General features: G+C 71.3%; 14 protein-coding genes. 6 read left to right on the forward strand and 8 right to left on the reverse strand.

The genetic code is table 11. From position 1 onward, the window contains the following. Positions 1-36: 36 nt before the first annotated feature. Positions 37-1,641: a protein kinase family protein gene (locus GKC29_RS04480; protein ID WP_155329616.1), complete on the reverse strand. Its 1,605-nt coding sequence runs from the start codon at positions 1,639-1,641 to the stop codon at positions 37-39. A gap of 468 nt (positions 1,642-2,109) precedes the next feature. Continuing rightward, a complete protein-coding gene (gene murJ, locus GKC29_RS04485) occupies positions 2,110-3,852 on the reverse strand; it encodes a murein biosynthesis integral membrane protein MurJ (RefSeq protein WP_155329617.1) in 1,743 nt (580 codons plus the stop codon). Positions 3,853-3,976: 124 nt separating this feature from the next. On the opposite strand from murJ, the gene GKC29_RS04490 reads away from it, so the two are divergent. Beyond that, on the forward strand, positions 3,977-5,437 hold the full coding sequence (locus GKC29_RS04490) for a CCA tRNA nucleotidyltransferase (RefSeq protein ID WP_155329618.1): 1,461 nt from the start codon (positions 3,977-3,979) through the stop codon (positions 5,435-5,437). A gap of 41 nt (positions 5,438-5,478) precedes the next feature. Here GKC29_RS04490 and GKC29_RS04495 read toward each other — a convergent pair whose 3' ends face one another. The 4 genes from GKC29_RS04495 to GKC29_RS04510 form a co-directional block, all read right to left on the reverse strand. Then, entirely contained in the window at positions 5,479-6,990 is a 1,512-nt protein-coding gene (locus GKC29_RS04495) for a flotillin family protein (RefSeq protein ID WP_155329619.1), read from the reverse strand. A gap of 74 nt (positions 6,991-7,064) precedes the next feature. Continuing rightward, the gene (locus GKC29_RS04500; protein ID WP_230689149.1) at positions 7,065-7,586 is read right to left on the reverse strand and encodes a hypothetical protein; all 522 of its coding nucleotides are present in this window, start codon (positions 7,584-7,586) and stop codon (positions 7,065-7,067) included. Between the two features lie 81 nt (positions 7,587-7,667). After that, on the reverse strand, positions 7,668-8,798 hold the full coding sequence (locus GKC29_RS04505) for a hypothetical protein (protein ID WP_155329621.1): 1,131 nt from the start codon (positions 8,796-8,798) through the stop codon (positions 7,668-7,670). Continuing rightward, positions 8,795-9,310 carry a SigE family RNA polymerase sigma factor gene (locus GKC29_RS04510; protein ID WP_155329622.1) on the reverse strand — a complete coding sequence of 172 codons (516 nt, stop codon included), beginning with the start codon at positions 9,308-9,310 and terminating at the stop codon, positions 8,795-8,797. Before GKC29_RS04510 ends, GKC29_RS04505 begins: the two co-directional genes overlap by 4 nt. 120 nt (positions 9,311-9,430) lie before the next feature. On the opposite strand from GKC29_RS04510, the gene GKC29_RS04515 reads away from it, so the two are divergent. Both GKC29_RS04515 and GKC29_RS04520 read left to right on the forward strand, forming a co-directional pair. After that, the gene (locus GKC29_RS04515; protein ID WP_155329623.1) at positions 9,431-9,835 is read left to right on the forward strand and encodes a hypothetical protein; all 405 of its coding nucleotides are present in this window, start codon (positions 9,431-9,433) and stop codon (positions 9,833-9,835) included. Positions 9,836-9,869: 34 nt separating this feature from the next. Then, entirely contained in the window at positions 9,870-10,352 is a 483-nt protein-coding gene (locus GKC29_RS04520) for a methylated-DNA--[protein]-cysteine S-methyltransferase (protein WP_155329624.1), read from the forward strand. Between the two features lie 110 nt (positions 10,353-10,462). Here the strand turns inward: GKC29_RS04520 and GKC29_RS04525 are convergent, their stop codons facing one another. Together GKC29_RS04525 and GKC29_RS04530 are read right to left on the reverse strand one after the other, a co-directional pair. Continuing rightward, positions 10,463-11,542: an inositol-3-phosphate synthase gene (locus GKC29_RS04525; RefSeq protein ID WP_155329625.1), complete on the reverse strand. Its 1,080-nt coding sequence runs from the start codon at positions 11,540-11,542 to the stop codon at positions 10,463-10,465. A gap of 23 nt (positions 11,543-11,565) precedes the next feature. After that, positions 11,566-12,204: a PadR family transcriptional regulator gene (locus tag GKC29_RS04530; RefSeq protein WP_155329626.1), complete on the reverse strand. Its 639-nt coding sequence runs from the start codon at positions 12,202-12,204 to the stop codon at positions 11,566-11,568. Positions 12,205-12,378: 174 nt separating this feature from the next. Here GKC29_RS04530 and GKC29_RS04535 point away from each other — a divergent pair, with 174 nt between their 5' ends. The 3 genes from GKC29_RS04535 to GKC29_RS04545 all read left to right on the forward strand — a co-directional run bounded on the left by GKC29_RS04535 (position 12,379) and on the right by GKC29_RS04545 (position 17,553). Further along, complete coding sequence (locus GKC29_RS04535; RefSeq protein WP_155329627.1) at positions 12,379-12,825, forward strand: DUF5318 domain-containing protein; 447 nt, start codon at positions 12,379-12,381, stop codon at positions 12,823-12,825. Positions 12,826-13,022: 197 nt separating this feature from the next. Beyond that, entirely contained in the window at positions 13,023-15,929 is a 2,907-nt protein-coding gene (locus GKC29_RS04540; RefSeq protein ID WP_155329628.1) for a transglycosylase domain-containing protein, read from the forward strand. A 124-nt stretch (positions 15,930-16,053) separates the two neighbouring features. After that, positions 16,054-17,553: a glycosyltransferase family 87 protein gene (locus GKC29_RS04545; RefSeq protein ID WP_155329629.1), complete on the forward strand. Its 1,500-nt coding sequence runs from the start codon at positions 16,054-16,056 to the stop codon at positions 17,551-17,553. Positions 17,554-17,556 lie beyond the last annotated feature (3 nt).

Raw genomic sequence — 17,556 nt, forward strand, 5'->3', positions numbered from 1 at the left:
TCCGGCGGAGGCGGTGCCCGATGCGCGCCCGCCGGCTCACGACCCCTGGACCGTGATCTCCTGGACACCGACCTTGTAACCGCCTTCGCTCGGCGGCAGCTCGGTGAGCCAGAACAGCAGGTAGCGGTACTTCGCATTCGGGTCGAAGGCGTTGAAGGTCATGGTGGTGTCGGCGTTCTCCAACGGCGCGCCGATCGCCTTCTTGGCGTACTCCACGAAGAGCGCGTCGTCGCCCGACTTGGACGAGGGGTGGTTGTTGGTGCCGGCGAACAGTTGGGCGGACGCACCCCGGGCCGACAGCTGCACCTGCAACGACTTCACGTTGCGGGGCTCACCGAGGTCGAGCCAGACGCCCATGCCGCGCTTCAGGTTGCCGAAGTTGGGACGGCCCCGGTAGGTCTGGGTCTCCCAGCCCTCTTCCGGGTTGCCGTCGAAGACCTTCTCGGCCTCGCGGACCTCCGCGCGGTTCCCGTCCGGGTCGATGATCTTCGCGTCGCGGATGGTGAGCGGGCCGGCGGCCACGGGGGCCGGGCTCGCCTCCCCGCCCGGTGCGCCGGCGGTGGGGGCGCTGGCGGCGCCGGATCGCTGATCCCGGTTGTCACCGCTACCCAGCGCGCTGATGCCCACCAGCAGGCCCACCAGGGCGACGGCGAGCAGGCCGGCGATGCCGATGGCCACCTTGCGTCCGCCCGCCACGGCCAGCGGGGACGGCTCGTCCCCGGTCTCGGCGGCGAAGCGCAGCGGGCCGGTGTTGTCCAGGAAGTGCTCGTCGGCCGGGACGTCCAGCCGGGCCAGCTCCGCCGCGAGCACATCCGACGGCGGGGGCGCGATCTCGGCGTCCAGCAGGTCCATCGTGAGGTCGTCCAGGTACGCCGGGACGCCGGCCCGGACCTGGCGCGGTGCGGCGATGGCGTCACCGGCGTCGCGGACGGCGTCCGGGATCGCGGCGCGACCGTGGCCGGCGGTGGCCCCGCGCAGCGGGACCTCGGTGTGCGGCCAGTGGCCGGTGAGGGCGAAGTAGAGGACACCGCCGACCGCCCGGACGTCGCTTCCCTGGCTGTCGTCCCCGTCCGTGCGCGCGTCGGCGAGGACCACCCGGTCGTCGTCACTGATCATGACGGTGCCGGGGTGGACGTTGCCGTGCACCATGCCGGTGGCGTGCACGGCGGCGAGGGCGCTGGCCACGGCGTTGCCGACGGCGGTGGCGCGGGCGGGATCCAGCGGCTCCTCGGTGACCAGCTCGCGCAGCGACTGCCCGTCGACCCACTCGCGGACCACGTACGCCCGCTCGCCCTCGTCGATCGCGTCGTAGACGCCGACGAGGTTGGGGTGGATGACGCGGCTGGCCGCGACGGCGGCCTGGAGCATCTCGGTGGCGGAGTCGCCACCCGGGTAGCGCAGCACCACCGCGACGGGACGGCGCAGCACGACGTCGACCCCGCGCCAGACCAGACGGCCCGCGCTGTCGTTGTTGATGTGCTCGACGAGTTCGTACCGCTCGGCGAGGACCTCACCGGCCGTCGGAGCACCGAAGGTCATGACCGGCGGAGCGCTCTCGTCCGCCTCCTGACCCTCGCCGACCTGGGTCACCCGTCCTCCCTCGGTGATCGTGTCGATCGATGGACCCGTGCTGCTGGGCATTGTGGCTTCCGCTCTGCTTCCAGGAACCGGCCGACCGGTGTCGGCGTGATCGCCGGCGCCTGCCGTACCCGTCAAGAGCGACCTTACCCGTGATGGCCCGCTCCCCGACATGTCATCTTCCCGCCGCACCGTTCGAGACTGGCCGGTGGACGGGGACTCGTCCGGTTACGACCGATGTCAGCCACGTTGCTGGCACATGTACTAGCCAATCTAGAGGTTGACCGCAAGTAGTCGCCGAAGGGGCCGGACCTGGAGTGGCGGCCGTGTCGACGCTGATCGGAGTTCCCCCGTCACTCGCCGCCATGCTCAGCCGTCCGGCTGGTTATCCACAGGCTGATCCGGTCACTGAGCGGTGAATCACAGAGTTATCCACAGCCGCATCCCCAGGCTGGTGATCCTCGTTCACTCAGCGTGCGGTCCATCCGCTTCCGACCGCCCGGGCCCCGGGAAACCGTCGGGCGGAGACGCTCAGCGACCGAGCCGGCGCCGGACCATGCCGACCACCTCGGTGATCTCGCCGATCCGGAGCAGCATCGCGAGCCCGAGGTAGGTGGCCCCGATGACCGCGCCGCCGACCACCAACTGGACGGCCGCCGCGAACCAGTCGAGGTCCTCGGGGTCGCCCGGCAGCAGGCTGACCACCACGAGACCGACGAGCGCCGACCCGAGCGCGGCGACCACGACCTTGCCCATGGTGCGCATGATCCCGCCGAGCCCGATACGGCCGACCCTCGGACGGAGCAGCATCGCTGACAGGACCGCCGCCGCCACGTACGAGATCGCGTTGCCGAGCATCATGCCGGCCGCCGCGAATACGGGCGAGAGCACGACGAAGAGGCCCACCTGGAGCAGCACCCGCAGTGCGACCACCGGGATGTTGACCAGCGCCGGCGTGCGGGTGTCCGGCAGCGCGTAGAAGGCGAAGGTGAACAGCTGGCTGATTGCGAACGGGACCAGGCCGACCGCCGCGACCAGCAGCACGGTGGCGGTCGCCACCGCGTTCTCCCCGGTGAACGCGCCGTACCGGAACACGACCACGGAGATCGGCGCGGCCAGCACGGCGTAGCAGACGGCGATCGGGGCGAGCACCGCCGTGACCATGCGGGTGCCCCGGGACAGGTCGGCGGTGACGTCCCGGAATCGCCCGTCCGCCGCGGCGGCGCTCATCCGTGGCATGAGCGCCGTGATGATCGAGACGGCGATGATCCCGTGCGCCATCATCAGCAGCAGGAAGACGTTGTTGTAGATGAGAAGGCCGGCCCTGTCCTCCCCGGCGGCGCGGGTGAGCAGGTTGACCACCACGAACACACCCAGTTGGCTGACCGCGACGTAACAGAACATCCAGCCACCGAGCCGGGCCAGTTCCCGCAGTCCCAGCTCACGGAAGTCGAAGCGCAGCTTCCACCGGAAGCCCACCTTGCGAAGCGCGGGTAGCAGGCCGGCGGCCTGTACCGCCACACCGAGCAGGGTGCCCCCGCCGATGAGCAGGATCCGCCCAGGCGTCATGTCCTCAGGCCGAAGGGGCTTGGCTCCGTAGACGGCGATGTAGAGACCAAATATGCCGATGACCACCAGGTTGTTCAGGATTGGCGCCCACATCGGCGCTGCGAAGTGGCCCCGTGTGTTCAGCACGGCGGCGATCAGCGCGCTGACGCCCGTGAAGAACAGCATCGGCAGCATCAGGTACGACAGGTAGGTGATCAGATCCCGGTAGTCGCCGCCCTTGCCGCTGGCATAGATAGCTGTCAGTGCGGGTGCGGTGATCACCGCAATCAGCGCGGCAGCGGCCAGCGCGAGCACCGCGAACGTGAGCAGCCGCTGCGCGTACGCGTCACCCTGGTCGTGATCGGTCTTGCGGCGACGTACCAGCACCGGAACCAGCACGCTGGTCAGCACGCCGCCGAGCAGGAACTCGTAGACCTGGTTCGGCAAGAACTGGGCAGTCGTGTAGATGTCGCCCACCACACTGCCGAGTGCGGCACCGATCATCAAGGTGCGAAGGAAGCCCGTACCTCGGCTCACCAGGCTGCCGATGGCCATGACCGCGCTGTTCGCCACGGCGCTGGTCTCCGCGACCACCTCCTGCGGCGGCGCGGCGGCCTCGACGCCGGGCTGGTTCAGCGGTTCGGCGGAGATGAAGGTGGCGTCGTCGCCCGGCGGCCGGCCGCCGCCACCCTGCGCGTTCGCGCTGCGGTAGAGCCGGCCGCTCATCGTTGTCGCCTCCAGGGGTACGTCGGCTCACGCCGGGGCTTCGCCACAGACCCTAGTCAACCGTCCGTCGTTACCCGCGCCCGGCGGACCGGATGCCGACCCGGCCCGATAGGCTGGCCATCCCATGTCCGACGCCGCCTCCGCACCGTACGCCGACCGCCGCGAACTCACCGCCGCGCAGCGCAACGCCGTCGCCGAACTTCTCCGGGTCTCCCCGGTCGCCGACGAGCTGGGCCGCCGGTTCGCGAAGGCCGGTCGCGAGCTGCACCTGGTGGGCGGCTCGGTCCGGGACGCCCTCCTCGGCCGGCTCGGCAACGACCTCGACTTCTGCACCGACGCGCTTCCGGACGAGACGCTGCGCATCGTGCGGGGCTGGGCCGAGTCCATCTGGGAGACCGGTCGGGAGTTCGGCACGATCGGCGTGCAGCGCGACGGCCTGCTGCTGGAGATCACCACCTACCGCGCCGAGGTGTACGACCAGGTCAGCCGGAACCCGGTGGTGCAGTACGGCACCAGCCTCACCGAGGATCTGAAGCGCCGGGACTTCACCATCAACGCGATGGCGGTGAGCCTGCCCGACCACCGGTTCACCGACCCGTACGGCGGGTTGGACGATCTCGCCGCGAAGATCATCCGTACGCCGGCGTCGCCGGAGGAGTCGTTCCGCGACGATCCGCTGCGGATGCTGCGGGCCGCCCGGTTCGCCGCGCAGCTGCGGTTCGCCGTGCATCCAGACGTGCGTGAGGCGATGACCCGGATGGCCGCCGACCTGGACCGGATCACCGCCGAGCGGATCCGGGACGAGTTCACCAAGCTGCTCTGCGGCGTCGACCCGGTCACCGGCCTCCGGCTGCTGGTGGACACCGGCCTGGCCGAGCGCTTCCTGCCCGAGCTGACCGGGTTGAAGCTGGAGATCGACGAGCACGCCCAGCACAAGGACGTTTACGAGCACACGTTGACCGTGGTGAGCAACGCCGTCTCGCACGAGGACGACGGCTGCGACTTCATCCTGCGGATGGCCGCGCTTCTGCACGACATCGGCAAGCCGGCCACGAAGGCGGTCGGCCCGGACGGCCGGGTCAGCTTCCACCACCACGAGGTCGTGGGGGCCCGGCTGACGAAGGCCCGGATGAAGGCCATGCGCTACCCCAAGGACGTGACCGCCAAGGTCACCGCGCTGGTCGCGCTGCACCTGCGCTTCTACGGGTACGGGCGCGGCGAGTGGACCGACTCGGCGGTGCGCCGGTACGTCGCCGACGCCGGGGACCTGCTGCCCCGGCTGCACAAGTTGACCCGCTCCGACTGCACCACGCGTAACCGGCGTAAGGCCGCGCAGCTCGCCGCCGACTACGACGCGCTGGAGGAGCGGATCGCCCGGATCGCGGCCGAGGAGGACCTGGCCCGGGTCCGTCCGGACCTGGACGGGAACGCGATCATGGAGCTGCTCGGCGTGCCGCCCGGGCCGGTCGTCGGGCGGGCCTGGAAGCATCTCAAGGATCTGCGGCTGGAGCGCGGCCCGCTGGAGCGGGACGAGGCCGAGGCCGAGCTGTTGCGCTGGGCCCGCGAGCAGGGCGTCGTCGAGTAGGCCGGGGCGCCACCGGCAGGGCGGCACCCCGGCTCCCGGGGTCAGCGGGTCTCGGTGCTCTCGACGGCCGGCTTGCCGTTCGGCTCCGAGCGGGTCGACGTGGCCAGCCGGGCCAGCAGACCGGGCAGGTCGATGCCGGTGAGGTCGCTGCCGAGCTGGAGGCCCTGCGCGACGTTCCCGGCGACCGACTTCGTGAGCGACGACGCGCCGTCGGTCGAGATGACGGTTATCTTGTCGATCGCGCCGATCGGCGCGCTGGCCGCCTCGACGACCTGCGGCAGCACCTTGACCAGCAGGTCCAGGACGGCCGCCTCCCCGTACGCGGCGAACGCCTCCGCCTTGCGGGCCATCGCGTCGGCGTCGGCCTGCCCACGGGCCAGGATGGCCGCGGCCTCGGCCTGCCCCTCCCGCTCGACCGCCTCGGCGATCGCGGAGCGCCGGCGCTGCTCGGCCTCACCTTCCTTGGCGCCCTCGATCGCGTTCGCCTCGGCGAGCGCGGCCCGCCGGGCCCGCTCGCCCTCACCGGTGAGCCGCGCCTGCTCGGCGGCGGCCTGGGCGGCGGCGATGACGGCCTGGCGCTGCGCGTCGGCGTGGAGCACGGCGGCGTTGCGGGCGGCCTCGGCCTCCTGCTCGACCTTGTACCGGGCGGCGTCGGCCGGCTTGCGCACCTCGGTGTCGAGCTGGCGCTGCTTGAGCTCGGCGTTGCGCTCGGCCACCTTCTGCTGCTCGGAGAGGATCGCCTGGTCCCGCTCGGCCTGCGCGAGCGGCCCGGCCGCCGCCGACTTCGCCTTCGCGGCGTCGATCTCGGCCTGGATGGCGGCCTGCTTGAGGGCCAGGTTCCGGTTGGCCTCGGCGATCGCCTCCTCGGCGAGCAGCCGCTCCTGCTCGGCCTGCTGCCGGGCCCGGGCCTCGGCGATCGCCGCGTCCTTGAGCACCCGGGCGGCCTCGGGCCGACCCAGGTCCTGCAGGTACGACCCCTCGGCCAGGATGTCCTGGAGTTGGAACGTGTCGAGCACGAGACCCTGGTTGGTCATCGAGTGCTCGGCCTCCTCCGCCACCGCGCTGGCGAACGCCGCCCGGTCCCGGATGACCTCCTCGATGGTGAGCCGGCCGACGATCGACCGCAGCGCGCCGGCCAGCACCTCCCGGGTGAAGTTGTCGATCTCGTCCTGCTGGTGCAGGAAGCGCTGGGCGGCGGCCCGGATCGAGTCCTCGGTGCCACCGACCTTGACGATCGCCACGCCGTGCAGGTCGGCGCGGATGCCCTGCTTGCTCACCGCGCCCCGGATGCCGACGTCGATCCGGCGGCTGGACAGGTCGAGCGACTGGAGCTTCTGCACCACCGGCAGGACGAAGACCGAGGCGCCGAGCACCACCTTCTGCCCGGACATGTCGGTCGACCGGCCGCCGTCGGCGGTCTGGGTGGTGCGGCCCTTGCGGCCGGTGACGATGAAGGCCTCGTTGGGCCCGGCGACCTTGATCCGGGAGAGCACGAAGAGCACGAGGACGAGGAGGAGGACCGCGGCGCCGGCTATGGCGATGACGAGAGGCATGGGTGGGCCTTTCTGGCGTGGGTGGATCGCGGCGCGTCGATCGGGCTCGAACGCGCCGGTGGGGCTTCGACGCGTCAGTAGGTCTCGACGTGCACGCTGGTGTCGCTGAGTGCCTCGACCACGAAGATCTGGGCGCCCGCCGGGATCGGCCGATCGGCACGGGCGTTGAACTTCACCGGCGTGCCGGCGACGCGGACGCGGACCTCGCCGTACCCGTCGGCGGGTACCGGCGTGACGACCAGGCCGAGCGCGCCGACCAGGTGGGCGCGGGTGGGCGTGGGATCGGTGGGCATGTCGCGGGCCGCCCGCCCCAGGCGGGACGCGACCCACGCGGTGGGCACGGCCGCGAGGACGCCGCCGGCCACCGCCAGCGCCACCATGCCGGGGGTACGCGCGCCGAGCAGCTCGTTGACGATGGCGCCGCCGAAGCCGAACGCGCCGGCGAACCCGGCGACCGTCTCGGTCGACACCGGCCCGTCGAAGTCCGGCTGACCGAAGTGGAGCAGCTCGCCGCCGAGCAGCGCGAGCGCCAGCACCGCGACGCCGACGGCGCCGACGATGAGGAAGATCAATGTCCCCGTGGCCACGTCCCGCACGGTATCGACGCCCCGCAACGTCGACCTCCTTCCGGTGGCCGGCGGGCACCACCGGAAGGACCATGCCGAGCCGACCGCCGGTCAGCGGGGCGCCAGCACGAGGACCATGCCCAGTCCGATCGCCGCCGGCAGGGACTGCCGGGCGAGTTCCCGCCCGTCCAGGTCGGCCAGCACCATCTCCTCTGTCCGCCGGTCCCGGTACAGCAGGTGGTCGTCGGCGCCCCAGGCAGCGTCCGCGTCCGGCGCCGCTCCGATCACCCGTCCCGTGGCCACCTCGACGATCTGCGGCCCCTGCCGGCCCTTCACCACGACCTGCCGTCCGTCCGGCGACCACGACCAGGGGCCGGCGGGGTCACCCTTGACGGGCACGAGCCGGGTGGGCCGACCGTCGTCGGGGGAGAAGAACTGCACGCCCCGGCGGGCGTGCGGCTCCGACTCGGAGCGGGGTGCGGTGGGATCGGTCTGCTGGAGCGCGACCTCTTGGCCGTCCCGGGTCCAGGTGAAGAAGCACTGGTCGGTGCAGAGGAACTCGTCGGCGTCGACCGGAAAGGTCCGCCATGTGCCGGTGGAGCCGAGCACGCCGAGGGAGAGGGCTCCGGTGGCCTTGTCCATGACGGTCAGGGCCAGCCGACGCCCGTCGGGTGACCAGTGCGGCGTCCTGATGTGACCGCCGGTGCGCACCCAGCGGACCTCGCCGCTCGCCAGGTCGAGCAAGCCGAGCTCGGCCCGCCGGTCGTGGTCCACCACAGCGGCGACGCCACCGCGCGGCGCGGCCCAGACCTCGTCGTACCGTTCCGAACCGACGTACCGGCCTCGGGTGCGGTCCAGGGCGTAGCCTCGTTCGCCCTGGTCACCGGTCGACTCACCGGTCGAGGTTGCGCCGACCAGCAGCCAGCCGCCGGGAAGCGTGACGGGACTACCCGTCCAGTCGCCGGTGGGCGCCGGCACGACGGAGGCGGCGGACTCCGCCGGGACGGACGGTGGTCCCCAGGCGGCCGGCCCGGGCGCGGGGGTGGACGGGCGAAGCCACACGAAGGGAGCGGCCAGGGCGACCAGCGCCGCCAGCGCGCCGCCGGCCGCGGCCACCTGCCGCCGGCGCCGCAGCCACCGGCCCCGGGCCCGAGCCCGCCCGGCAAGGTCGGGCACCGTACGGGCCTCGTCCGCGAGATCCCGGACAGCGGTACGCAGCGCCTGCTCGGCCGATCCGTTCATCGCACCTCCTCGGTGAGGTGCCCGTCGAGGGCGGGCACGAGTTGCCGCAGCCGGGCCAGCGCCTTCGACGACTGGCTGGCCACCGTGCCGATTCGGCAGCCGAGCAGCTCGGCCGTCTGCTCGACGCTCAGGTCCTCCAGGTAGCGCAGTGTCAGCACCGCGCGCTGGCGGGGCGGCAGCGCCAGCAGCGCGTTCCGCAGCAGCAGCCGCAGGTCGACGTCGTGCCCGTGGTCACCGGCGCCGGCGCGCTCGGGCAGGACGGCGACCGGGACCTCGGGGCGGCGGGAGCGGCGCCGCCAGCCGGACACCTGGTCGTGGTAGAGGATCCGACGTACGTACGGCTCGGCGTCGCCCCGGATCCGGGGCCAGCGGGCGTACGCCTTCGCGAGGGCGTTCTGCAGCAGGTCCTCCGCGCCGTGCTGGTTCCCGGCGAGGGCGTACGCGACCCGCAGCAGTACGTCGCCACGCTCGTTCACGAACATGGTGAACTCCCTGTCGATGCCTCCGGACACCCGCCACCTCCAGATACTCCGACGCCGGTGGCCGGCCGAAGTTTGCCCGCCGCCGCAATCTAGCTGTTGACAAGATTCCGTCGAAGCCTCATCTTTACAGTGACTAGATGGAGGTGTGCCATGTCCTCGGCGACCCTGACCACCGCCGGCATCCTGCTGCTCACCGTCGTGACCATCGCGTACGGCGGCCTGACCCTGCTCATGCATCTTGCCGGGCGCAAGGCCGGCTACCTGGACAACCCGGTGCGCCGGAGCCTCTGGACCGCCGGGCACGCGCACGCCGGGGTGCTGGTCCTCTTCGCGCTCGTCGCGTTGCCGTACATCGACCAGGCCGACGCCTCGGACGGCACCCGCACGCTGATCCGTACGCTCTTCGTCGCCGCGCCGATCCTCATGCCGCTCGGTTTCTTCCTCTCGGTGGTCCGGCCCGGCGACACGCGGCCCAACAGGCTGATCTGGCTAACCGTCGCCGGTGGGGCGAGCCTCGTCGCGGGCACCCTCCTGCTGGGCGTGAACCTCCTCTGAGGCCGGGTGTCGTACCGGCGGGGACAATGGGTGGATGCGCTGGACCGTGCTCGACTCGCCGATCGGGGAGTTCTCCGTGGCCACCGACGGGTCGGCCGTGTGCGGGACGCACTTCGGCCGGGTGGCCGCAGCCGGCACCGACCCGGGCGACGAGCCGGCCGGGCAGGCCCTCGCGGAGCTACGGGCCTACTTCGCCGGCGAGCTGACGGCGTTCACGGTGCCGGTGCGGATCCCTCGTGGCTCGGAGTTCGAGCGGGCGGTGTGGCGGGAGATGACCGGAATTCCGTACGGGGGGACGCTCACCTACGGCGAGGTGGCCCGGCGGCTCGGCGACCCGTCCGCGGCACGGGCGGTCGGGGTGGCGTGCAACCGCAACCCGATCCCGGTCATCGTTCCCTGCCACCGGATCGTGGGGGCCGGCGGAAAGCTGGTCGGCTTCGGCGGTGGGCTCGACCGCAAGGTCAAGCTCCTCGAACTGGAGGCGGGCGTCGCCCTGCGCCACGCCTGGTCGGGGTGAGCCGGCGCCCGCACTCTCGCCGTACCTCCGGTCACCCGAGCTGGGCGAAGACGGCGAGGGCCGGGTCCGCGCGGACCCGGCCCTCGCCGTCTGTCGCGTGTCTCAGCGCGTCAGCGCTCGACCTCGCCGGCGATGAACGCCTCGACGGCGGCGTGCGCGTCGTGGTCGGCGTACTGCACCGGCGGGGACTTCATGAAGTAGGAGGACGCCGACAGGATCGGGCCGCCGACCTTCCGGTCCAGCGCGATCTTCGCGGCGCGGACCGCGTCGATGATGACGCCGGCCGAGTTCGGCGAGTCCCACACCTCGAGCTTCAGCTCGGCGTTCAGCGGGGTGTCGCCGAAGGAGCGGCCCTCCAGGCGGATGTACGCCCACTTGCGGTCGTCCAGCCACGGCACGTGGTCCGACGGGCCGATGTGCACGTCGCTCTTGCTCATCTCGTGCGGGATCTGGGACGTCACCGACTGGGTCTTCGAGATCTTCTTCGAGACCAGGCGGTTGCGCTCCAGCATGTTCATGAAGTCCATGTTGCCGCCGAAGTTGAGCTGGTACGTGCGCAGCAGCTCGACACCACGGTCCTCGAAGAGCTTCGCCAGGGCGCGGTGCACGATCGTGGCGCCGACCTGGCTCTTGATGTCGTCGCCGACGATGGGCAGGCCCGCGTCCTCGAACTTCTTCGCCCACTCCGGGTCGGAGGCGATGAAGACCGGCAGGGCGTTGACGAACGCGCAACCGGCGTCGATCGCGGCCTGGGCGTAGAACTTGTCGGCCTGCTCGGAGCCCACCGGCAGGTAGGAGACGACCACGTCGACCTGGGCGTCGCGCAGCGCCTGGGCCACGTCGACCGGCTCGACGTCCGACTCCTCGATGATCTCGCGGTAGTACTGGCCGAGACCGTCGAAGGTCGGGCCGCGCTGCACGGTCACACCGGTCGGCGGCACGTCACACAGCTTGATGGTGTTGTTCTCGCTGGCGACGATCGCCTCGGCGAGGTCCATGCCCACCTTCTTGGCGTCCACGTCGAACGCCGCGACGAACTTCACGTCGGAGACGTGGTAGTCGCCGAAGGTGACGTGCATGAGACCCGGGACGCGGTCGTTCGGGTCGGCGTTCCGGTAGTACTCCACGCCCTGTACGAGGGACGAGGCGCAGTTCCCCACACCGACGATGGCGACGCGGACGGAGCCCATAGCGTCTGCCTCCTTCTTCTTCATCACGGCCGCTCTTTCCTGGACTCTCCAGGCGGAGGCGGGCTGTTGTCTTCTCGTCGGCCGCCGGCCGTCCCGGTGCCCGGGACCGTCGGGGCACGGCCGGAGCGCTCGTTGGCGATGAGCTCCTCCAGCCAGCGGACCTCACGCTCACAGGCCTCCAGGCCGTGGCGTTGCAGCTCCAGGGTGTACGCGTCGAGGCGCTCGGCGGCACGGCCGAGCACGTCGCGGAGCCCTTCGCGACGCTCCTCGATCTTGCGTCGGCGACCCTCCAGGATGCGCAGTCGGGTCGCCTGATCGGTCCGGGCGAAGAACGCGAAGTGCACGCCGAAGCCCGTGTCGTCGTACGTCTCGGGCCCGGCCTGTGCGATGAGTTGGGCGAAGCGTTCCTTGCCCTCCGCGGTGATTTTGTAGACCACCCGACCTCGTCGGCTGGTCAGCGCGGGAACCTCCTCGGCAGTCGCGGGTGTCTCGGCGGCTTCGGTGATCCAGCCCGCCGCCTGCAACCGGCGCAGGGTCGGGTAGAGCGAGCCGTAGCTGATCGCCGCCCGGATGGCACCGAGTTTCGCGGTCAGCTCCTTGCGCAACTCGTAGCCGTGCATCGGAGCTTCCTGCAGCAGGCCGAGGATGGCGAATTCGAGCATCGGCCACCCTCCCTTTACCCTGTGCACGAAGTGCTAACCGCGGCGATGTATCGGACCGATACATCGCACGCTAGCGGATCACCATGGCCAGGGCAAACCCCCATTCCGGCATGCTGTGGTCACGCATCGTCACGGCGGTCGCCCCGCCGCGCCGGACCGCGTACCCTTCTCCGCATGCGTTCGCAGCGCCAGGTCGTCGACTACTCGCTCCAGAAGCGGGCGGTGCTGCGTGAGCTCCTGGCCGGGCGGGTCGGCACGTACGACGTCTGCGACGCCTCGCCGTACCTGAAGAACGCGGCCCGGTTCCACGGTGAACCGACCGACGAACGGTGCCCGATCTGCCGGAGCGAGAACCTGACCCACGTCCACTACATTTACGGGGACGAACTCAAGCAGTCCGCCGGACAGGCCCGCACACTGGCGGAGTTGCCCGTGCTGGCGATGACGCTGCGTGAGTTCCAGGTCTTCGTGGTGGAGGTGTGCCTCGGCTGTGACTGGAACCATCTCGTCGAGCAGTACCTGCTCGGCCGGGACGGGTTGGCCGAGGGCGGGCCGGAGCAGGGCACGGTGGGTGGCGCGGCCGCCCCGACCGGGCGACGGAGGCGAGAGGCGCAACAGTGATACCAGCTCGATCGGCTGACTCGGGCCAGCGCGTGCACGCCCGGGACGACCGACGGCTCGTTGGTCTGATTGGCCCGATTGATTCACAAGTGACACCGGCCATCGGGCGCGAGACCGCCCGGGTGGCGGGTGTCCCATCTCACGGCAAACCGGTGGTGGCGCAGCCGCGCTCCACCGCGACCGGCAGGGTGTGAGGAATGAACTCGTACGGCGATCCCAGTTCTCCGCACGGGCGGGCCCGGATTCCGGGCCAGCACGGCGACCACGGGCAGGCCGACGACGCGTACCGCCTCTCGGGCGGGGAGGCGCGCGGCCGGTCGGCCGCACCGGACGGTACGGCATCCGCGGGCCGCGCCTCGGTGTCCCCCCGCGGCGCCGCCTCCGGCGGCCGGGCCTCCGTCGGCGGATCGGCGTCCGTGCCCCCGCGCGGTGCCTCCGGTTCGGCCTCGGTCGGCCGGGGCGGTCGCGCCTCGGTTCCCGTGTCGCCGGCACCCGGTCGCGTGCCGGTGTCGCCGGCTCCCGGTCGCGCGTCGGTGCCGGTCTCCCCGGCGCCGGGCGGGTCGGCCGGGCGGGCAACCGTCGGTGCCGCCGCGGTGGGTGCCGCGTCCGTCGGTGCCGGGTCCGCGGGGCGGGCCCGGGTCGGGTCGGCGGCGGTCGGTGGTCGCGCCTCGGTGGCGCGGGCCAGCGTCTCGCCGGTCTCCGGCGGGCCCGGTGGGCCGGGCGGTCCCGGCGGTCCGGGTGGCCCCGGTGGGCCGGGCGGGTTCGGGCGCGGCGGTCGCGATCCGGACGCCATCGCCCGGGCGAAGAAGCGGAAACGGGCGAACCTGCTGATCGCCGCGTTCGCGGTGTTCATCATGCTGGCCGGGCTGGGCGTGGTCGGCTTCACCTACTACTCCACCAACGTGGTGCTCCCCCAGGACACCACGCCGCCGCAGGCGACCGAGCTGTACGCGTTCGACAACAAGACAATGATCGCGAAGCTCGGCACCGAGAACCGCACGCTGGTCACCATCAAGGACATCCCGCCGCACGTGCAGGATGCCGTCGCCGCCGCCGAGGACCGCAACTTCTACAAGCACTCGGGTGTCGACTACAAGGGCATCGCCCGCGCCGCGTGGAACAACTTCACCGGCGGTGACAAGCAGGGCGCCTCGACGATCACCCAGCAGTACGCCCGCAACGCCTACGACCACCTCAAGGACGACACGTACGCCCGTAAGGTGAAGGAGGCGATCCTCGCCTCGAAGCTGACCGAGCGCTACGACAAGCCGACGATCATGCAGCACTACCTAAACGTGATCTACTTCGGCCGGGGCGCGTACGGCATCGAGGCCGCGGCGAAGACGTACTTCGGCAAGTCGGCCAACAAACTCACGGTGGCGGAGGGCGCGGTGCTCGCGGCCCTCATCAAGCAGCCGGTGGCCAGCGAGACGCACAAGGGGTACGACCCGGCGGTCAACCCGGTAGAGGCCAAGCAGCGCTGGAACTACGTCATTCAGGGCATGGTCGCGGAGGGCTGGCTGAATGCTGCCGGACGGCAGCCGGCACCCACCGAGGCGGAGTACCCCAAGAATTGCCCGGCGAAGGGAACCGCCCCAGCCGGATGCATCAGGGACCCGAAGAAGGTCGGCGCCGGGCTGGATTACGGCATCAACACGCCGTACGGCAACGTGATCAACTACGTCAAGACCGAGATGCGCGACAAGGGTGTCTGCGTCGACCGCGAGGAGGACGTCACCGCCAGCAAGCCGACCTGCTCCGACGCCCTGATGTCCGGCGGCTACCGGATCCGGACGACCATCGACACCAAGATCCAGACCGCGGCGGTGGAGACGGCGCAGCGCAAGAGCAAGGGCTCGGAGCTCGCCGACCAACCGGACAACCTGATGGCGGCGGTGGTCTCCATCGAGCCGAGCACCGGCCGGGTCCGCGCGTACTACGGCGGCGACAACGGCACGGGCACCGACTACGCCGGCAAGAACGTCGACAGCAAGGGGAACCTCATCGGCGGTCACCCGCCGGGTTCCAGCTTCAAGATCTACACTCTGGCGGCGGCGCTGGAGAACCAGAAGTCCCTGGAGTCGCGCTGGAAGGGCCGGGCGTTCACCCCGGAGGGCACCAAGTTCAAGGTCAGCAACGCGGGCACCGACAACCCGACCTGCGGCGACTCCTGCACGCTGCGCGAGTCGACCCTGAAGTCGCTGAACGTGCCGTTCTACCACGTCAGCACGGACATCGGTCCGGACAAGATCGTCGACGTGGCCAAGCGGGCCGGCATCACCACCATGTGGAACACCAACCCGGCCGAGCCCATCGACCTGACCAAGAAGAAGGCGGAGGACGTCGCCCCGGCGCCGTTCTTCCACGTGGTCGCCTACGGCCAGTACCCGGTCACCGTGCTGGACCACGCCAACGGCGTGGCGACCTTCGCCAACGGTGGCCAGTACGTCAAGGCGCACTTCCTCCACTCCGTGTTCAAGCGGAACCAGCAGACCGGCAAGATGGAGAAGATCGCCGACGAGGGCAGCGTCAAGGGCAAGCAGGTCATTTCGAAGGACGTCGTGGCCGACGTCACCGACGTGCTGAAGGAATACCCGGGCCGGATCAACCACCGGCTGGAGGGCGGCCGGCAGGCGGCCGCCAAGACCGGCACCTGGGAGCTCAAGCCCGGCACCACGGCGAACGGCGACGCGTGGACGATCGGCTACACCCCGCAACTCGCCACCGCCGTCTGGGTCGGCAACGTCGGCAACCGCAAGGCCCTCAAGTTGCGGGGTGGCGGCAATGTGTCGGGTGCCAATCTCCCCGGTGAGATCTGGGAGAAGTTCATGGAGCGGGCGCTCGAGGGCAAGGAGAAGCTGGAGTTCCCGCCGGCGGCCAAGGTCGGTGACCCGGACTCCGGCAACGGCGAGGCGCCGCCTCCGCCGCCCCCGACGCAGCAGCCGAATTGCGGGCCGTTCGAACTGTTCTGCCCGCCGGGTGGCGACAACAACGGCGGAAACAACGGTGGCGGCAACAACGGCGGGCAGAACCCGAACGAGCCGCCGCCACCGGACGGTGACCGGGACGGCGTCCTGCCGACCCTGACCCCACGGCGGGACTGACCGACGCAACGCCGCCGGTGACCGGAGCGACGCTCCGCTCACCGGCGGCTTCGTCGTCCGGGGGGCACGACATGTCGTCGCCGGGCGGGACGCGGACCCCCGGCGTACGGCAGGATGCACGGTCATGAGCAAGCAGTCGACGCGCGGAATCGACGACGCCGGTGCCCCGGACCACCCGTCCCGCTCCGACGGGTTCGTCCGCGGTGTCTCCGGCCTGATCGGCGGCCCCCTCGGCGACCACGCCGCCGCGCTGGACCGCCCGGTCGGCCGCGAGCGTCACTTCTGGACGGCCGCGCGGATCGTCCTGGCCCTGGTGTGCCTCACGCTCGCCCTGCACTGGGTGCAGAAGTCGCCCTGCCAGGACGGCGCCTGGACGAACAACGTCCAGTACACCCGCTTCTGCTACACCGACGTGCTGGCGCTCTACTACGCGGAGGGGCTCAACGAGGGCAAGGTGCCCTACCGCGACCACCCGGTCGAGTACCCGGTCCTGACCGGCTACTTCATGGGCGCGCTCGGCCTGCCGGTGCACGCCCTCGGCGTCGACGACCCCGGCCTCAACCAGGGCATGTGGTTCTACAACGCGAACGTCCTGGTGCTGGGCGCCCTGGCGGTGGCCACGGCCGCCGCACTCCTCGCGTTGCGCCGCCGCCGTCCCTGGGACGTGGCGCTCTTCGCGCTCGCGCCCGCGCTGCTGCTCACCGCCACCGTCAACTGGGACTTCCTCGCCATCGGTCTCGCCGCCTTCGGCCTGCTCGCCTGGGCCCGCCGCCGGCCGGTCCTGGCGGGTCTGCTGCTCGGGCTGGGGGGCGCGGCGAAACTCTGGCCACTGTTCCTGTTCTGGCCCATCCTGTTGCTGGCGATCCGGGCCAGCCGGCTCCGGGCCGCCCTGGCCGCGATCGGGGCGGGCGCCGCCGCGCTGCTCGTGGTGAACCTGCCCACCGCCCTGCTCTACCCGACCAACTGGGCGCGGTTCCTCGAACTCAACACCGAACGGCCGATCGACTGGGGCACCCTCTGGTACATCGGCCGCTACCTCGACGGGAAGGTCGGCGGGGGCGGCGGGCTCGGGCCGTTCGAGTGGCTGAACGCCAACGTCCCCGTGCTCAACAACCTGTCGTACGCGCTGTTCCTCCTGGCCTGCGTCGGGGTGGCCGTCCTGGTGCTGGTGGCGCCACGCCGGCCGCGCCTCGCCCAGCTCGCCTTCCTGGTGGTCGCCGCGTTCCTCATCTTCAGCAAGGTGTGGTCGCAGCAGTTCGTGCTCTGGCTGCTGCCGCTCGCGGTGCTCGCCCGGCCGAAGTGGGGCGCGTTCCTCGCCTGGCAGCTCGCCGAGGTCGCCTACTTCGCGGCCTTCTACGGGGAACTGCTCGGCACGTCGACCGGGCGGCCGGTCTTCCCCGAGGGTGTTTTCGTGCTGGCCGCGACGCTGCGCCTGACGACCGTGGTGATCCTGTGCGCGCTGATCGTTCGGGAGATCCTCCGGCCCGAGCTGGACGCGGTGCGCGGCACGTACGCCGACGACCCGGACGGCGGCGTCGTCGCCGGCGCACCCGACGCGCCCTGGCTACGAAGACGACCCTCGCGGAAGACGCTCGACCCGGCCCCCGAGCCGGCCGCGACCTGACCC

It is taken from the genome of Micromonospora sp. WMMC415, from assembly GCF_009707425.1.
GTDB lineage: Bacteria > Actinomycetota > Actinomycetes > Mycobacteriales > Micromonosporaceae > Micromonospora.